We start from the raw sequence: 17,219 nt of genomic DNA on the forward strand, positions 1-17,219 counted from the left end.
CGTGCGTATGAACGCCTCGCCACAACCTTCTCTGCGGAAAAGGCTTGGGCCAGGCGCCCTGGGTCTTTATGCGTCGATGACGCTTGGAAACAGGCTCATCGGGAGCTTACCGGCGCTTGCGCGCAGCTTTAACCTATCCACGATCCAGCCCGGAGTCAAGCCGCTTCGCACGACACGCTCATGGCGTGCCGGCGAAGGGCCTGTTGGGTTTGGTCTCCGGTGCTTGACCGGCTAATAGTTCAGATTGTCAGACGTGCTCGACGCCCAACGTCGTGCGAACCGCATCGAGGACGATCTGGCTGCCGTCGAGCATGTGCTCGCGGCTATCGTCTTCGATGATGGCGTGGATCCGACTCGCAACCCTGTGGTCACTGGCCAGATCGGCCAACAGATGTTCGGCCACGTGACGGTCGGCTGTGTCGCCGCAGACCACACCCGTCAGGGCTTCCAGCATCATTCGATTCGCGCGGCGCAGTTCCTCGAGTTCGTCGCGTCGCTCGTGGGCTTGGATGCCCATGTGTTTTCTCCGCTTTCCTGCGGGTGATGACAGTTCCCAGTGGCGCGCAAGGCGCCACTGGGATTGCCGGACTAGATGAAGCTGCTGTTGAGCATCTCCATCTCGGCCGCCGCGGCGACCAGATCGGGCAGTTCGTCGGTGATCCGAGGAAACTGCTCCGCGACCCCAAGCACCTGCTCGGGATACTTGGTGCCCACCGCGGTCAGTTCAGCTCGCGATGCGAGCTTGCCGAAACCGATGATCTCGGCTTCGATGCCGGTGATGGCCGGCGTGGTGATGGCTCTTGCGAGACTTACGGCTACTGTGCTCATGGTTGAACCTCCCGGCCCAACGATGCACACAAAGACCTCATCGGGTCAGTGTGGCCCGAAGGGTCGACTTGAAATACCTGTGATCGCCACAGGCAAGCGCTCCCGCGTAGGTGCGGGGATGTTCACTGAAACACCAACGCGGCCTTGACTAAGGCCCGGACGTTCAGGCGTATGCAGGCTACGGCTAGCAGTGCAACCTGTGCTTCAGGCGGGCCAGGACTTTTGGCGTTGCTTCCGTCACAAAACTTGTGATGACGAAAAATAGGATCATGCCGGCCATCGCACCGATAAAGGTGAAAAGGATTGTCCACACGGTCATATCACTTCCTCCCGCCAAGCATGTCCATTGCCCACGCTACCACGAACGATGCAACGTAACCAGCCGAAGCAGCGGCGGCTGCCATCGTGGTGCCATGCCACACACCCCATCCGAAGATAGCGGCTGCTATCCATTTTGCGTCTCGGCGAATGGTGTCCGCCATAGCGCGCATCGTAAATTTGTACTTCATTGCGACCTCCTATGGTTGATTGACCCAGAAGGCGCGCACCAGCCCCCCAGTGGGGTGATGTCACCCCGACTGGGAAGTTGATGTTGTTCATGCGAGTTCTCCTTCGAGGCGCATGACTTCTTCGAGCCGATCAGCCAGTTTTCTGGCCTCGACATGACGCCGGCGCTCCTTGCGGAGCTGTGCGTCGAACTTCTTGTTGATCTTCCGGTGGAGATTCCACCGAGAATCTTCTTCAGCCCAACGAACGGCGTGAACGAGTCCACGCGCGTTGTGAGCGCCGCCGTGCCACATGGTGGCAATGGCGGTCTTCACCGTGGCCAAAGACGTTGCCTTGACTTCGGTGGTGGTCTGCATGACGGGCTCCGCTGATGTTGCAGCGGGTGGCGTCATGTCGACCACTTCTTGAGGCATGGTGGCGGTAAAGAGATCACCGATCGCTCGGAGATCTGCATCACTCAGCGCCTTGCGACGCTGACCGCTACCGATACCGCCTTTGCTGCTGCCGGCGTTACCGATGGCCTTGATGACCTCGACAACGATTCCGGACACAGCGACCAGAAGGAACAGAAACACGAATGTGCCGCCATTCATAAGTACCTCCAAGAAATCCAGGAAACGGCCCTGGTGCCGACTGGGAGCGGATGCTCCGAGTGATCCGTGCGACGGCGAACCGCCTTGCCGCGTCGGCCTGTGCAGCAGGCGGACATGGCAAAACGGCTGAAGGCATTCAGCAGGACGCAGGAACTTTGGAAGAAGGAAGCGATGGTGCGCTGAGGAACATGCGCCGCCACATTGCGTAGCGGACTGGAGCGCTCTCAGACCATCATGGAAACAGGCTCATCGGGAGCTTACCGGCGCCGAGGCGCAGGGCTACGTTAGCGCTCACCTTCCCCTGTGTCAACGAAGCGCAACGACGTGCTCCTGCGCTTCAGCACGAAGGGCGTGTATCCAGGTCGACATCGAGAGCAGGTTTCGGACGTTGAGTTGCGGTTGATAGGTGTGCACCTGCAGCTTTGGGAACTGTTCGTGCTCGATGTTCTCGAGGATGCCCACGCCATCGATCAAGCCGAGTTTCTTGGCCTGCCCAGCCATCCACACCCGCCCTGACCACAAACCTGGTGTGCTCAGCACAAGATGCGGCCGATGTTTGATGACCGAGATCTTGAACACTTCAAATGCCTGATGATCGAGCTTGGCGATAAACGCTTTCTGCGCTGGCGTGTCCGGCTGCCACGGCGAGAGCGCAGCCTTGATCGGACCCGACGCGTAGGTGTAGTTGTCCACGCCAACCTTGGAAAGCAGCTTGTTGAACTTGAACCCCTCGATGATGATGCCGATCGACCCGACCATCGATTCCGGGCTCGCGTAGATTTTCTGCGCGTGGATCGCGATCAGGTACGCCGCGCTGGCGCCCAGGCCGTCGATGACCGCGATCACCGGCCTGGTCTGCGGCTTCTGGTTCCTGCTGTGACTGCCTGGCATCTTGCGGCATCGCTGCAGCGCGGCCCCAATGCGTTCGGCATCGGTCGGCGAGCCGCCGGGCGAGTTGATGTGGACGATCAGCGCCTTGACTTCGTGCTCTCCGCATAGTTGGTCGATTTCCGGCACCAAATTGTGCGCGTTGGCCTGATGGGCGCCACCGATCGCGCCATCGATGTCGACCACGGCCACCGTTGGCTTGATCGGCTCCGGATGGAACCCCAGCACCTTGCCGTAGAAGAAGATCCAGACGAAGAATACAAGCAGCGCGAACACCGCAATGGCGGCTCGTTTGATCAGCGCCCAGCGCCCAGCGCTGCGATGTTCGTGCGCGATGATATCGAGCGCCTTGCTCAGCGAAGGCTCCAGACGCTCCAGCACCTCTGCGAGGCGATCATGTCCCGGCTGCTTGGGCTCTTGCTCGTGCTGGTTCACAGATCTACTCCGGTACGCTGCAACCAGCGTGTGACAATGGGCTCTGCACCCTCAAGATTGGCTGTGTCGATCTCGCGCTGGAAAAGAATCGACATGGCACCGCCCGATTGTCTGACGCCGCTTGGCATCAGCTCGCCGGGGCCGCGCAGGCGTAGATCCTCGCGGGCGATCTCGTAGCCGTCTGTGGTCTTTTCCATGACCTGCAGCCGTTGAAGGGTCTTTTCCTTGGGCTTGCTGGTCAGCAGCATGTCGAAGCTGCCTGCGCCGCCCTCGCGCGCGAGTCGCCCGCGGAACTGATGCAGCGTCGTCAGACCGAAGCGCTCGGGATGCACAACAACGACACGCCGAAGGCGCGGGATGTTGATGCCGACCTCGATGACGCTGGTGCAGATGCCAATCGAGGCCTCGTCGTTGATGATGGCATGCAGGTTTTCCGAGAGTTCCGTTTCGGCAAGGCGCCCGTTGAGGATGCGCACCCGCCCAGGGAAAGCCGCTTCCCATTTCTCCCGCGCGTCTTCGATGTTGCGCAACGCGGTTTGCCGTGTGCCGCGGTCAATCGCCGGGTAAACCACCAGCACACGGTCGCCGGCGGCGATGGTCTCGCGCACCTGCGCGTAGAGTTGCCGCATCTGATCCGGCATCCACACCTGTGTCTTGATCGCTTTGGCGGCGTGCCCCTGCTGCAGGTGGTGCGTTTCGATCACGCCGAATCTGGCCAGCGCCAGCGTCCTCGGGATCGCGGTTGCCGTCACATCCAGGATGTGGGTCTGCTCCTTGAGCAATGCTCGCCTCTGCTCGGCACCGAGCTTTTGCTGTTCATCGGAGATCACCAGTTCGTACTGCCGGTGTTGCTGCCGAGAAAGCAGCGCCGTGGTTCCGATCAGGATGCAAGTGCCTTCGGCTGCTGCCTGCTTCATGCCCCCGGTGACAAGCGCCGCAGGCACATCCTGGAAATGGGCCGTAGCGGTCTCGTACACCTGCTCGGCCAGCACGGCGTTGGGCAACATGATCGCCACCGTGCCGCCTTGCCTGGCCACCGCCACGGCGAGCGTCAGGTAGCAGAGCGTCTTTCCCGATCCGACGTCGCCGCTGAGCAGCATCATGCTGGCCTTGGGTCTCGAGAAAACTTCTTCCATCTTGAGGATGGATTGCCACTGGGATGCCGTTGGCGGGAACGGCCATTGCTTGACCACCCCTTTCAGGTCCAACGCCAGAGGATCGCGCGGTTGGCCCTGCTGCCCTTGATGCTGCTCAAGCAGATTGCGCACCGTGATCATCGCCGCGATACGCTCCATCGCGGCGATCGCCGCCTCACCGGTGCCAGGATCCATCGGGCAGTGCGCACGGACGATCAGTCTCTGCAGTGTGTCGATGCCCGCTGGCGCTTTGGCGGCCCCGAGTACCTCGGCCTCGTCCGCAAGATCCTGGAGGTTGTCCAGGATGCGCGCTGCCGCGACGTCCAGATGGCGGCGCAGCATCGTCATCACGCGCATGCGCACCAGGTCTGGATTGATCGTCTTGCTGCCCGGGTACCGTGGCCGGCACCGCCCGATCCATGCGCTCTCTATTGGCGCGCTCGCGGCAAGATACCAACGGCCTTTGAACGCCCGTAGCTGTCCTGACACCGAAATGGCCTGACCTTGAACGATCTTGCCGATCTTGCTGCGGACATCACCAAACCATGTGAGGGTGACATCGGTGCCATCGTGCATGCGCACGTCAAACATGGTCCGCGGTGTGCGCCCACCATCGAATCGTGTAGATGGACGCGAACGCACCATCGCGGTGATATTCATCTGCGCGCCATCCTCAAAACTCTCCGCGTCGTTGGCGATGACTCGAAAATCGTCAAAGCCGACTGGAAGCAGGAGTGCAACGTGCCATGGCTCGCGCAAGCCCCAATCCGCAAGCCTGCCGAGAGGACTGTCGGTGACGGGTCCGCCGTTCGGCGCAGCCTTCGGGTCTTGATCGGCCGATTGTCGGTTGGCTTCGAGGACTGCGCTCATGCCCAGATTCAAGCACCAGTTTGCGCTGGCGCAAGCTCTACTTCACGACCGAAAGGATGATGTTGCGTGACTTGAGTCTTTTGCTGGTCACATTGGATGGCTGCAACACGTAGCTTTGTGTCTTTGTCATGCGGCGACCATGCTGAACTTGCTCCATGACGCAAAGCGTCCCCAGGTCGCCGATGGCGATTGGCGCACCATTGCGTAGCTCTGAGGCGCATGCGATCGAGAGCGCATCGATGACTTTGCGAATGAGCTGGGGATGCAGGTCTGTCATCCCTTCGATCCGTGTGATCAGGCTTTTGTAATCCATGGTCTTGGTTGCGGCCGATACTGTGACGAATCCTATGCGAGGTTCATGCTGTGACTGGGGAGGAATACTCCTCTGAGAGGCGTTTACGAGCTCCCCTTGTGGCTTGAAAGACCTGCGCGGTTGCTGTAGGTTTGCGCTGCTGCATACGTAGCCGGTATCCCCGACCGATTCCGGGTGAGATCTTCAGGACGCCGATGGCGTCCATCGCTGTACGTCGGCGCACCCTGTGCGTCTTGTTGTGTTCCTGCGACCGTTTGCGCATGCGCTTGCCACCCGAGAGCATGCGCAAGCGGTGCCGCACGTGCTGCGGTCCTCTACCCGATCCAGGCCCTTGCGCCTGCTTCGCTACCCGGAGCGATTCCGGGATTTCTGAGGATCACGCCATGAAATACATGGTCTATGACAACGAGGGCGCAACCCTCGATCGCTACACCATCTTTCCGCGCGACAAGGAGTGGGACGCGCAGGCCAGGAAGATAACCCCGCATCGCTACTTGCGTCCGTGCCTGAGTCTCAGCGGCCATCCGGTGCCGTGGCATCCCCAGGGCGTGAGTCAGTTCACAACCGGAGCCCCCGGTTCTCACCTTGGCAAGCAGATCAAGCTGCATGACCTGCCGGTGGACATCCGCGCGCACGCGCTGAAGCGGCTCGCTCCGGAGGTGAAGCATGAGTGCTGATGTCAGCCTGAGCCGCCGCGTAGCGGCATTCCCGCACGATGCCGGTGTGCTGTATGCGGCAATCGAGCGCCACTATGATGTCAAGGACGGCCCCGGCCGGGCACGTGAATCGATCGGTGCGTTCGGTTCATACGAAGCCTGCATGGAATGGATCTTCAAAGCGGTATCGTCTGTAGCATCCGGCATGCTGCTGAGCGCGAACCGCCGTGAATTCGATCCCGCCGAATACTTGGCTTCGTGGAAGCACGCTTTCAGGAATCCGACTCAACTGGTGGACCAGACGCTCACGATCCACGCGGATCGTTCGCTCCCTGGACTCTACTGTCTGGATGAACAGGCGCAGGTCGATGCGTTGCTGCAACGGATGCGGAATGCCGGCTTTGCCGCTTTCGCCGATGACTTGGCGCAGGGCCGCAACGTGTGCTTCCGACTTGGCGAGAACATCCCGCTGGCCGAAACGGTGATCGGGGATACCTCGGGTACTCATCTGGCGCCTTGGCGGGTCGATCTGCAACCGATCGACGACGGCACGGTCCATCCTGAACTCGCTCACCCGGATCCGTCGTTTGCTCTTGCAAGCATGCACGTGCCCGCGCTGCATTGGTATTGTCTTGATGGCTTTGAGCGCATCTGCTTTACGAGTGATGTGACCTGCAGTCCTTTGATTGGATGGGACTACTCGATCAAGCAGGATCTCATCAAGCGTTATGCGCAACCGGCGGAAACCTTGGAAGGTCGCGGCGAAGAGGTGATCCGCGAGGTTTGTTCTGCAATGGCCTCATTGCCTCACCCTGCGCCGACAGGAAGTCACCTGCGGTGTAGACTCGTTGATGTAGCCGAACTCCAAGCGCCCTGGCACAGGGATGACTGGTATCGGGTGTTCGACAAGCTGCGCATGAAGGGCCGCACCACCGCCGATTTTTCGGTTGGCGACGCAGTTGAAGCCGACTGCATCGTGGCTGTCAACGCGCTCGCTCGGCGTGGCTTTTGTGCCATCACTGAAACACCGCATTTCGCATCCAAAGCGGCGTAACACAGTTAGAGAACTCAAGGCCATGCCTTCGCGTTCGATGAGTGCATGAAGTTACGATGCGCAGCAGTAGCTTCGGCTTCGTTCTGACGTTGCGCGAAGTACCAACCGGGGCGGCCACTATAGGCGCTCCGGTTTTATTTTGCCCCTCCACCGGTGTGCTACGCTGATATTCAATGAATGCAGAAGGTGTCTGGTATGGCCAGTCCTATTTCAGAAACGGAACTCGAGAACGGCGCATCCGAGTCGGTATTCGACATCAGCCCTTCACAGGCTATCTATGCGCCTTATTACGCGGCGCATGGACTTGCTTTCATCCTGATCATTTTCGCCGGTGTCCAGTCCATGCGTCTCTTCCCGACGTATGCGCACACGCTCTGGTGGTGCGAGATCATCGCGAGTGCGCTGGTGATCCTTGGCGTCTTCACGCACGCGATCTCGGTGACCTTCACACGCTACACGCTGGACTCGAAACGCTTGACGATGCGCCATGGGTTTGTTGGCCGCAGCATCAAGAGCCTCGAACTTTTCCGCATTCAGGATGTGAATTTCATGCAGAGCTGGTGGCAGGAACTCCTTGGCATCGGTTCGCTGGTTATCCTCACCAGCGACCAGTATCACCCACGCGAGATCTTGGTTGGCGTGCGTAACGGGGCCGAACTGCGCGAACAACTCACCGGCGCGGCGACAGCGATCCGTCGTAGCACCGGGATCCGTGAGATCACGGTCGGAAAATAGCGGCTCGGAAACCGACCTCCGGCCCGGCGCGGTACCCCTTGCGCGGCGGTCCCCGTGTGTTATTTTGGGGGAACTCAGGCGCCAGATCGACTACGCCCCGAAGGAAGTCCCCTTGGGGGACAAGGCCCGCTGGGCCGGGCGCCAGCTCAGTGTGGTCGATCGCTGGTACCCATCGAGCAAGACCTGCTCGGTGTGCGGAGCGGTCAACAACGCGCTGCAGCTCCACCAGCGCCGCTGGACCTGTCCAGCCTGCGACATTGAGCACGACCGCGACGACAACGCGGCCATCAATATCGAGCGCGAAGGTCTGCGCTTGATCGCTTCAAATACCCCGATGAGCGGGGGAATCAACGCGCGGGGAGATCTCGGCGCGGTGGCGGAAGCGCAGGTCATCGCGCTGCCGCAGCACCGCCGGTCGCTGAACCGCGAACGTGTCGCCAGGCGCTGTGCGCCGAACCGCCCGAAGCGCCGGTCTGGAACCGACGGCAAGGGCGGGGCGTGAGACTCGGAGGAATGACTGGTGCTGGGATCCCTCCGGCTGCGGATGAAGACGCATGACGTGACGACCCCGTCACGCCGGCCCGCGCCGGCACGGCACGCCCGAGCCGATACGATCCGCGCTGCTCCGACGATGCCCTTGCCGCATCCGCCCGTGCGCGTATCGTCATCGACGGCCTCCCGCTGGATTCTGACCATGAGCACACCGCGCCGTGACACCCCGACCTTCCCTGCACGCATTGCTGCCGGCACGACATTCACTCGAAAAAGCCGCCGGGTGGTCGTGCAGCGCATCGTGGACCGCCACTTGTTGAAGGTCGCCGCGGTCGAAGGCGAACCGCTTCCAATGCCCTTCATGCACCGCACAGAGGCCCGCGACCTGGCGTATGACGACGCGGCCCGGGCCATCGTCGAGCATGTCGTGCAGCGCTACCGCAACGGCGCCTTGGCCGGCGACACGATCGATCGCATCCGGCCGTTCTGCCGGACGGTGGAAGCCGGCGGCCCGGCCACTGGCGAAGGTGTCGTGTCCTTTTTCAACGACATCGGTGTCCCCCTTCCTCGGCGGATGGCCGATGCCCTTCCGCACGCGTTCTTGTATGGCAACCTCAGTCTGGACGATGGCTGGGTCGAAGCGTACACGACGTCCCGGGCGCGCTATGCGCTGGATGTCGTCCTGCACGTGGCGCAGCAGATGCGTGCCGTGGAGAAGGAGCGGATGGACCAGGTGGTGGAGGCGATGTGCGCCACGGCGTCCCCCCGCGGCGTCGCACTGCTGCTGTGAGGCGATCGCCCGTCACAGCGCACTGAGCAGCAGATCGACCAGATCCGGATCGAGTCGACGCCCCGCTTCGTTCTTCATGACTTCCATCGCGTGTTCCAGGGCATGCGGTTCCTTGTACGCGCGACGGGTCCGCAGCGCATCCCAGGTGTCCGCCACGGCGAGAATGCGCGCGCGCAACGGAATACCGTGACCCACCAGGCCCGCCGGATAGCCGCGCCCGTCCCAGGCTTCATGGTGATGCCGAACTGCTTCTGCCACGCTGTGCGCGTCCACTAGCGCCGGTATCTGCCCGACCATCGCCTGTCCGATCTCCGGGTGCCGCCGGATCACCTTCCATTCGTCAATGTCCAGCGGTCCCGGCTTGTTGACCGTGGCTTTCGGCAGCTTGAGCTTGCCGAGATCGTGGTACAGCCCAGCCAGGTGAAGGCCATGCAGCTGCGCATCGTCCAGCCGCCGCGTCGCCCGTCCGAGCTGGACCGCGATATGGGCGACGCGCGCGCCGTGGTCGAGGACTTCGTAGTCGACCAAATCCAATTCACGCGCGAGCAGAACGCAGACGAGCCGCAAGGTCGCGCCATCGATGCGACAGGCGTCCGAGCCATGAATCTCCCGGATTGCTCGTTTCCAGTCATGACGTTCACAATTCATCCCCAGCCTGTCCCCGCGCGGCGCCATGCACCCCGAAGCACGTCCCATGCCATCCGAGGGCGGCGCTTCGCCTGTACCCCCATCCTGCCCGCCAAACCGGGTCAGCCAGACCCCGGCGGATAGGAGATCCCGCCGCCGTAGCGATCTTCGGCCTCCGCCTCCGCACGAAGGTCTTCGACCGTCGGTTCAGGCGCGTAACCGCAGGCCAGATGCGCGCGATACCACCCTAAGATGAAGGCCACGGCGCTGTCCTCCGAAGCCATCACGGTGTCCATGTCGATGCCGGATGCCTCGCAAATGCGCTGTAGTGGATCGACCGTGAAACTGACATGCCCGTCGGCGTCACGGGCCACCCGAAGGTCGGCAAACGCGACGCCCTCCGGGATCTTCACTTTGATGACCTGCATGCGCGGATGCTCGATCGGGTCCATGCCTGAATCATCCTCGCCTGCGCCCATTCATGCCATGACCGCCACATCGCGCACCAGCCGGTCGTACCCCGGCCCCATCGCATAGTCACTGCGCGCCAGCTCGTACATCAGCTCGACCCGCTGGCCCGGGCGCAAACCCAGGGTGGCCGCCGACGCGGCCCCGTTGAACCACACCACCCGCACGCACGCCGGGGGCTTGAAGGTGACGTGCAGGGTCAGATGCGGACTGTCCGGCTTCATCGGCTGGCACCGCTCGATGACGGCCTGATCACAGAAGACCGGCGACGGGAAACCCTTGCCGAACGGCTCCAGTGCTTCGACTTCCGCCAGGACCTTCCGCGGATCAAGCCCGGCGAGACTGCCGTCGTGCAGGTCCCACGGACGCTCGACGCCGACCATGGCCGCGCCGACAGCCTCCTGCCAGGCCAGATCAAACGCCGCCACCTGCGCCAGAGGCATGCGCACGCCCGCCGCCATCGCATGCCCGCCATAGCGCAGACCGATCTCCGGGTGTTTGCCGGCGATCCGATCCAGAACCGCCTTGATGTGGACACCCTCCACCGATCGGACCGACCCGGTCATGCAGCCCTCGCCCTCTTCCGACACCGAGAGACAGATGGCCGGCACGCCATACCGCTCTACCAGCTTGCTCGCGATGAACCTAATAAGAACCCGTTCGTACTTCGAGTGTCGTAAAACGAGCCTCAGTGGCGAAATCATGGGGTGTGGCATGCTTTCATCTCGACTTTCGAAGCATGCTAGCGGGCGACAGCCACTCCGGAAAGTGGACGCGATTTGCCGGCTCTACCTCGCCGGACTCGGCCTGACGGGAGCGCGCTGCGCCCCATGTCTGGGGACGCCACCTCGGTACTTCTGAGATTCACTCAATGTCGGCCCCGTGCCCCAGTAGGCGGAATTACGCGTACTGGTCGACGATGAATTTCGCCCGCGCGTACAACTCATCAAAGGTAAGCACGTCTGGGTGGTGGGTGTGGCGCCGAAACAACTCGAAAGCGCGGAACTTCTCCTCATTCACCCCGTGCTCGCCCACGAACTCATCCAGTCGGCCGATAACCAGAAAGGAAGTGGGTGCGTAGTTGAAGGCTTTTTCACCGGTGGGTTCGCCCAGCGGATTCTTGCCGACCAGCTTGGTGCGGATAGTGTCGGCCGCCAGCGCCACCGATGTCTGCACTTGCGCCACGCCCCCGGCCAGCTCGACCGAGGGCGCCCAGCACCCCGGACGGTAAGGGCGCGCTCCGAGCAGCGCTGTGCGATGGGTCTTGATCTCGACAAAGCACAAGCTCGAGATCACGCCGCGCGTTTTGAGCAAGGCGTCGGCGCGCTTGCCCGGTCCGGCCACCGAGTGACCGTGGACCACCTGCTCAAGCTTCTTATCGTCCAGTCCCGACAGCGGCAGGTAGGTCAACCCGTAGCCGAAGATCCACGGGTTCTTCTCGAAGAAGCGCTGCCAGACGGCCTCGTCGGTCAACTCATACTTTGCCTTGACCTGATCGAAGCAGTCCGGCTCTTCCAGCAAGCGCCGGAACCGATCAAGCTCGCGCTTCCGGTAACCCACCGCGATCAAATCTTCCTTTGTCACCGCAGAGCGCACGATCTCGGCGAACAGCGCCTGGTTGTCTTGAACCATTGCCTGCGCCTGGGCGTTGGACAAAACCACGCGACGCAGGGCCTCGTCCGTTATCTTCAGCGGCGCGCCACTGGAAAGCGGCATTGCCTGAATATGGTTCAGGAATTCAACGAGCTGCCCAATCTCGTCGCCGACAAACGAGAAGCTGGCGTTGTGCGGCTTTTCGGTGGCGACGGTGTAGCCCTGGAACGTGAGTACGAAAATGCCGCGGTCGTCTTCGAAGAACTTGGCCGTGATGCAGGTCTTCGCATCCTCGTGGTGGCGCAGCACCAATTCGCCCTTGATCTGCGCGAAGGCATACGTCTCGGGCTGCTCCAGTGCCTTGGTCGCTATGCGTACGCGCCGGTTCGAGTTGCCGAAGGCCTTTAAACTCGGGCTGACGTAGGTCTTGCCCGGCTTGGGGTCTTGGTAGCTGTCCTCCATCGGGCTCTCCGGCGCGGTCGACGCGATGCCGCGCACTCGCGCCTTAGCCTACCCTCTCTGTAAGTCCGAGCAAACTTTCCGATTGTCTTCTTGGCGTCTGCCGCGCGAAACGGTTTTACTTCGGCGGCCTTGGAATACTTCACCTGGACGACCACCACGCGACGAGCTTGAGTGATGGCTGGTCGCCGGCCAAAGTACAACACCGCGTCGGCGATCTCGTTTCCTTCCGCCGAGACGCCTGCCTGATCCTCGTGGGCAAACCCCTCAATCGCGATGCCGACGAGATCGTCCTTAGGTAACAGCAGCCCAAGGCACTTTCGCGCTACCCACGCCTCATGGAATTCGTGGCCGTCACGAGATGCCCGGACGCTGTCGAACGTCTTGCGTACTCTTGCCATCGCTGTCCCGCCGGAGTTCTCCCACAAGGATACCGGGATGCTGCAAGTACTGGCGCAAATGGCCGGGGGAGCGCTGCTCGTGCCCAATGACGAAAGGCCCCGTAATGGGGCCCTCCGAACGTCGGCGCTTGATGAGTGGTGACTCGGCGCTCCCGCGGGAGACGCGTTGGCCTGGACGATGGCGAAAGAATAGCCACGGCTGCGCTGGGTGGTCAGTAATCCAACACCGGATTTGCAGGTAAGAAATTTCCGACGTCGTTGAGGGATAGTGCCTCACTTTGAAATTTTGGTGCTACTGAAAACCGGATGGCGTCGGGGGGATCATAGGCCGCCTGTCTGTTTCTGAAAATGGCCACCCCTACCGTGTTCGGCGCGTAAGTTGCCCATGTGGCCGCTTCTTGAGCTACCGCGCAACAGTCCAAAGGTCACCAGACACCCGGGATCAAGCGCCACGAGCGCAGACAGTAAGCCCGATAGCTCTCACCACGATACCGGTCTCCGAAAACTGTTCGCCGTCGGGTGCTACTCAGTCAAGATCTCTGAACGCTGCATCGCTCCCATCCCTCGCCTACACTGGCCCCAGAGCGAAGGGGCATATGAACGATCACGCTGGCGCCATCGACCAATTCATCGACCGCTGGCAGCGCGCCAGCGGCCGTGAGCGCGCCAACTATCAGCTGTTCTTAGGCGAGCTGGCTCAGCTGCTCGACGTGCCGCGGCCCGAACCCGCGCTCGACGACGACCGCGATAACGCCTACGTCTACGAGCGCCGCGTGGTGTTTCGCCATGGCGACGGCACGGAGTCTTACGGCTACATCGACCTCTATCGCCGCGGCAGCTTTGTGCTCGAAGCCAAGGACGTGCGCGAGACCGGCGAACGGCGCTACGACGACCGCATGTTGCGTGCTCGCTCGCAGGCCGAAGGATACGCCCGCGCCCTGCCTGCCGACGAAGGTCGCCCGCCGCTGCTGCTGGTGGTCGACGTCGGTCGCGTGATCGAGATCTACAGCGAATTTTCGCGCTCCGGCGCCACCTACACGCCCTTCCCCGACCCACGCAGTCACCGCATCCGCCTCGAAGACCTGCGCGATGCGGCCATTCGTGAGCGCCTGCGCAAGGTCTGGCTCGACCCACTGACGCTCGATCCGGCACGGCAGTCGGCGCGCGTTACCCGTGAGATCGCTAGTCACTTGGCATTGCTGGCGCGCGAGCTGGAGCAGGCCGGGCATCGCCCCGAGGCTGTAGCCGGCTTTCTCACCCGTTGCCTGTTCACCATGTTCGCAGAAGATGTAGCTCTGATCCCGCCGCGCTCGTTCCGCGACTTGCTCGAGGCGCTGCGCGATCAGCCCATGCAGTTCGTGCCCATGGTGGGCGAGTTGTGGCGAGCGATGGACACCGGCGCGTTCTCCGTCGCCATCCGCGCCGAGCTTCTGCGCTTCAATGGCAAGCTGTTCAAGCAGCCCGAGGTGCTGGCGCTGGAACGCGCGCAGATCGAGCGCCTGATCGAGGCTGCGCGCGCCGACTGGCGGCTGGTCGAGCCGGCCATCTTCGGCACCCTGCTCGAACGAGCGCTGGAGCCCGAACAGCGTCACGCGCTGGGTGCGCACTACACGCCTCGCACCTATGTCGAGCGGCTGGTACTGCCGACCGTCATCGAACCGCTGCGCGAGGACTGGAAGACTACGCAGGCCGCGGCGCTGACCCTGATCGCTGAGGGCAACATTGACGGCGCGCTGGCCGAGATCAAGCGCTTCCACCACGCGCTGTGCGAGGTGCGCGTGCTCGACCCCGCCTGCGGATCGGGCAACTTCCTCTACGTGACGCTGGAACACCTCAAGCGCCTCGAGGGCGAGGTACTCAACGCCTTCGACGAACTCGATCCCCAGCGCCAGCACGGCGGCCTGCGTCAGGCCGGCCTAGCCCTGGACGCCACGCGTGCCGACCCCTTCGGCGGCGAGACGGTCGATCCGCACCAGTTGTTGGGCCTCGAGATCAATCCGCGCGCCGCTGCCATCGCCGAGCTGGTGCTGTGGATCGGCTACCTGCAGTGGCACTTCCGCACCCGCGGCGACGTGATGCCTCCGCCACCTGTGCTCAAGGACTTTCGCAACATCGAACATCGAGATGCGGTGCTGGCCTACGACCGCGTCGAGTACGTCACCGACGAGCATGGCCGCCCGCTCACGCGCTGGGACGGCCACACCACCAAACTCTCGCCTGTCACCGGCTTGCCGGTGCCAGACGACACTGCGCGCGTGCCGTTGGAGCGTTATGTGAGCCCACGCAAGGCAGCATGGCCGGCGGCGGACTTCGTGGTCGGCAACCCGCCTTTTCTTGGCAAGGGCGAGCGCATGCGCCTCGCACTGGGCGACGGCTATGTCGAGGCCCTGCGTGCGGCCTGGCCCGTAGTGCCCGAGTCGGCTGACTTCGTCATGTACTGGTGGCATCCCGCCGCCGACCTCAGCCGCGCCGGTGCGCTGCGCCGCTTCGGCCTGATCACCACCAACAGCCTGCGCCAGATCTTCAACCGCCGTCTGGTCGAGCGAGCCATGCGGGCACAGCCGGCGTTGTCTCTGGTGTTCGCCATTCCCGATCACCCTTGGGTGGACAGTGTCGACGGTGCCGCCGTGCGCATCGCGATGACCGTGGGTACTGCGGGCACGCACGAAGGTCGGCTGTTGACCGTGACCTCCGAACGCGAGCTTGGAAGCGACGAAATCGCTGTCGATCTCGCCAGTCGCTGCGGCGTGATCCATGCCGATCTCACCGTCGGCGCCAACGTCGCAAGCGCGGGACCGCTGCGGGCGAACGAGGGCATCACATCGATGGGAGTCATGCTCGCTGGCTCCGGCTTCATCGTCTCGCGTGAGGAAGCCCGCTGCCTTGGGCTCGGACGCATACCCGGACTCGAACAGCACATCCGCGAATATCGCAACGGGCGCGATCTGACGCAGACCCCGCGCGACGCGCTGGTTATCGACTTGTATGGTCTCGACGCCGGGCGGGTGCGTTCTCGCTACCCCGAGATCTATCAGTGGATCTTGCGGCGCGTGAAGCCTGAGCGCGACGCCAATCGGGACACCGGATTTCGTGAACAATGGTGGCTGTTTGGCAGACCGCGCCCCACACTTCGCGCCATCACAAACGGCCTGTCTCGATATGTTGTGACCGTCGAGACAAGCAAGCACCATTTTTTCCTGTTCATATCGGCCGACGTGCTAGCCGACCACCGTTTGATCTGTTTTGGTGAGCAGGATCCAGCGTTCCTTGGCGTACTCTCCTCAAATGCGCACAGAGCGTGGGCTTTGGCTGCCGGAGGCACACTCGAAGATCGCCCTGTTTACAACAAGACCCGCTGCTTCGAGACGTTTCCATTTCCCACCGCCAGTGACGCGCAGAAGCAACGCTTGCGCGAACTCGGCGAACAACTCGACGCGCACCGCAAGCGCCAACTGGCTGCGCACCCCGACCTCACCCTGACCGGCATGTACAACGTGCTGGACAAGCTGCGTGCCGGCGAAACGCTGACGGCCAAGGAGCGCACCATCCACGAACAGGGCCTGGTCTCGGTGCTGAAACAGATCCACGACGAAATCGACCTCGCCGCGCTTGATACCTATGGCTGGAGCGATCTTGCGCCGCTGCAGCAAATCGTCAACGGCACCGCGCATGGCGACGATGCTGACGTGAGCGCCACGGCCGCTGAGGTACGCGCACGCGAAGTGGCGCGACGCACCGAGGCCGCGCGTGCGCTCGACGAAATCCTGCTGGAACGCTTGGTGGCGTTGAACGCCGAGCGCGCAGCCGAGGAGCAGCGCGGCCTAGTGCGTTGGCTACGGCCGGAATTCCAAAAACCGGAGGCCGCCGCGCCGCAGCAGGTCGAAATTGAAACCGGCGCCGAGGGCGAGATCGTCACACCCGTCGCAGTGGCGAAGAAGCAACAGTGGCCGCGAGAGCTGACCGATCAGGTCAAGGCCGTAGCCGATGCGCTGTCGGCCACCCGCGTCCCGCTGACCGAAGCCGAACTCGCTGCGCTGTTCACTGCACGAGGCCGCTGGCGCGAACGTCTGCCCAGGATTCTTGACATGTTGGTGGCCATCGGTCGCGTTCGTCGTGAAACAGATCGATATGGGGCCGTCTGAGTGGCGAATTCCAAACGCTTAGCCGGTGTGCTCTGTCCCTGAGACTTTATTGTTGCGGATTCTCGCAGGACCTGACCGCCACGCTGGCTATATTGTTGGCCTGAACAGCTGGCCAGCGAAGGCCGCGCAGCCGTGTCAGACTTAACCGCGTGCAACTGACAGCGAACCGAACAGAACAAAGGAGACGTTGCAACTGGCGGGGCCGAGAGGCACCGTGCGGCCCAAAGCAGAC

The 17,219-nt window shown here is 62.5% G+C and carries 17 protein-coding genes; 6 read left to right on the forward strand and 11 right to left on the reverse strand.

Translation table 11 applies throughout. The annotated features are described in order from the left end of the window. Nucleotides 1-247 precede the first annotated feature (247 nt). From Mschef_RS16815 to Mschef_RS16845, 7 genes are all read right to left on the reverse strand, one after another. Complete coding sequence (locus Mschef_RS16815) at nucleotides 248-517, reverse strand: hypothetical protein (protein ID WP_081130371.1); 270 nt, start codon at nucleotides 515-517, stop codon at nucleotides 248-250. A 71-nt stretch (nucleotides 518-588) separates the two neighbouring features. Further along, the gene (locus tag Mschef_RS16820; RefSeq protein ID WP_081130372.1) at nucleotides 589-828 is read right to left on the reverse strand and encodes a hypothetical protein; all 240 of its coding nucleotides are present in this window, start codon (nucleotides 826-828) and stop codon (nucleotides 589-591) included. 315 nt (nucleotides 829-1,143) lie between these two features. Next, a complete protein-coding gene (locus Mschef_RS16825) occupies nucleotides 1,144-1,428 on the reverse strand; it encodes a hypothetical protein (RefSeq protein WP_136256243.1) in 285 nt (94 codons plus the stop codon). Continuing rightward, the gene (locus Mschef_RS16830; protein WP_081130374.1) at nucleotides 1,425-1,928 is read right to left on the reverse strand and encodes a hypothetical protein; all 504 of its coding nucleotides are present in this window, start codon (nucleotides 1,926-1,928) and stop codon (nucleotides 1,425-1,427) included. The genes Mschef_RS16825 and Mschef_RS16830 overlap by 4 nt, the downstream gene beginning before the upstream one ends. 306 nt (nucleotides 1,929-2,234) lie before the next feature. Further along, nucleotides 2,235-3,251 carry a S49 family peptidase gene (locus tag Mschef_RS16835; RefSeq protein ID WP_081130375.1) on the reverse strand — a complete coding sequence of 339 codons (1,017 nt, stop codon included), beginning with the start codon at nucleotides 3,249-3,251 and terminating at the stop codon, nucleotides 2,235-2,237. Beyond that, nucleotides 3,248-5,257, reverse strand: coding sequence for a DEAD/DEAH box helicase (locus Mschef_RS16840; protein ID WP_081130376.1), 2,010 nt, complete (start codon nucleotides 5,255-5,257; stop codon nucleotides 3,248-3,250). The genes Mschef_RS16835 and Mschef_RS16840 overlap by 4 nt, the downstream gene beginning before the upstream one ends. Before the next feature lie 37 nt (nucleotides 5,258-5,294). Then, entirely contained in the window at nucleotides 5,295-5,636 is a 342-nt protein-coding gene (locus Mschef_RS16845) for an HU family DNA-binding protein (RefSeq protein WP_339325999.1), read from the reverse strand. 317 nt (nucleotides 5,637-5,953) lie between these two features. On the opposite strand from Mschef_RS16845, the gene Mschef_RS16850 reads away from it, so the two are divergent. The 5 genes from Mschef_RS16850 (at nucleotide 5,954) to Mschef_RS16870 (ending at nucleotide 9,297) form a co-directional block, all read left to right on the forward strand. After that, nucleotides 5,954-6,247: a hypothetical protein gene (locus tag Mschef_RS16850; protein ID WP_081130378.1), complete on the forward strand. Its 294-nt coding sequence runs from the start codon at nucleotides 5,954-5,956 to the stop codon at nucleotides 6,245-6,247. Then, nucleotides 6,237-7,280 (forward strand): hypothetical protein, encoded by a 1,044-nt coding sequence (locus Mschef_RS16855; protein WP_081130379.1) that lies wholly within the window; start codon nucleotides 6,237-6,239, stop codon nucleotides 7,278-7,280. The genes Mschef_RS16850 and Mschef_RS16855 overlap by 11 nt, the downstream gene beginning before the upstream one ends. A 195-nt stretch (nucleotides 7,281-7,475) precedes the next feature. Then, nucleotides 7,476-8,015 (forward strand): PH domain-containing protein, encoded by a 540-nt coding sequence (locus Mschef_RS16860; RefSeq protein ID WP_168708827.1) that lies wholly within the window; start codon nucleotides 7,476-7,478, stop codon nucleotides 8,013-8,015. Between the two features lie 112 nt (nucleotides 8,016-8,127). Beyond that, a complete protein-coding gene (locus tag Mschef_RS18510) occupies nucleotides 8,128-8,517 on the forward strand; it encodes a zinc ribbon domain-containing protein (protein ID WP_176212486.1) in 390 nt (129 codons plus the stop codon). 192 nt (nucleotides 8,518-8,709) lie between these two features. Continuing rightward, nucleotides 8,710-9,297 (forward strand): hypothetical protein, encoded by a 588-nt coding sequence (locus tag Mschef_RS16870; RefSeq protein WP_136256629.1) that lies wholly within the window; start codon nucleotides 8,710-8,712, stop codon nucleotides 9,295-9,297. A 12-nt stretch (nucleotides 9,298-9,309) separates the two neighbouring features. On the opposite strand, the gene Mschef_RS16875 is transcribed toward Mschef_RS16870, so the two are convergent. From Mschef_RS16875 to Mschef_RS16890, 4 genes are all read right to left on the reverse strand, one after another. Beyond that, nucleotides 9,310-9,972 carry an HD-GYP domain-containing protein gene (locus tag Mschef_RS16875; RefSeq protein ID WP_176212487.1) on the reverse strand — a complete coding sequence of 221 codons (663 nt, stop codon included), beginning with the start codon at nucleotides 9,970-9,972 and terminating at the stop codon, nucleotides 9,310-9,312. Nucleotides 9,973-10,046: 74 nt separating this feature from the next. Then, on the reverse strand, nucleotides 10,047-10,376 hold the full coding sequence (locus Mschef_RS16880) for a hypothetical protein (RefSeq protein WP_081130383.1): 330 nt from the start codon (nucleotides 10,374-10,376) through the stop codon (nucleotides 10,047-10,049). A 27-nt stretch (nucleotides 10,377-10,403) separates the two neighbouring features. Then, nucleotides 10,404-11,096 carry a DHHA1 domain-containing protein gene (locus Mschef_RS16885; RefSeq protein WP_168708930.1) on the reverse strand — a complete coding sequence of 231 codons (693 nt, stop codon included), beginning with the start codon at nucleotides 11,094-11,096 and terminating at the stop codon, nucleotides 10,404-10,406. Between the two features lie 196 nt (nucleotides 11,097-11,292). Beyond that, nucleotides 11,293-12,447 (reverse strand): Shedu immune nuclease family protein, encoded by a 1,155-nt coding sequence (locus tag Mschef_RS16890; RefSeq protein ID WP_081130420.1) that lies wholly within the window; start codon nucleotides 12,445-12,447, stop codon nucleotides 11,293-11,295. A 994-nt stretch (nucleotides 12,448-13,441) separates the two neighbouring features. On the opposite strand from Mschef_RS16890, the gene Mschef_RS16895 reads away from it, so the two are divergent. Continuing rightward, nucleotides 13,442-16,987: a class I SAM-dependent DNA methyltransferase gene (locus tag Mschef_RS16895; protein ID WP_081130385.1), complete on the forward strand. Its 3,546-nt coding sequence runs from the start codon at nucleotides 13,442-13,444 to the stop codon at nucleotides 16,985-16,987. The last annotated feature ends 232 nt before the right edge of the window (nucleotides 16,988-17,219 follow it).

Source organism: Metallibacterium scheffleri (genome assembly GCF_002077135.1).
GTDB lineage: Bacteria > Pseudomonadota > Gammaproteobacteria > Xanthomonadales > Rhodanobacteraceae > Metallibacterium > Metallibacterium scheffleri.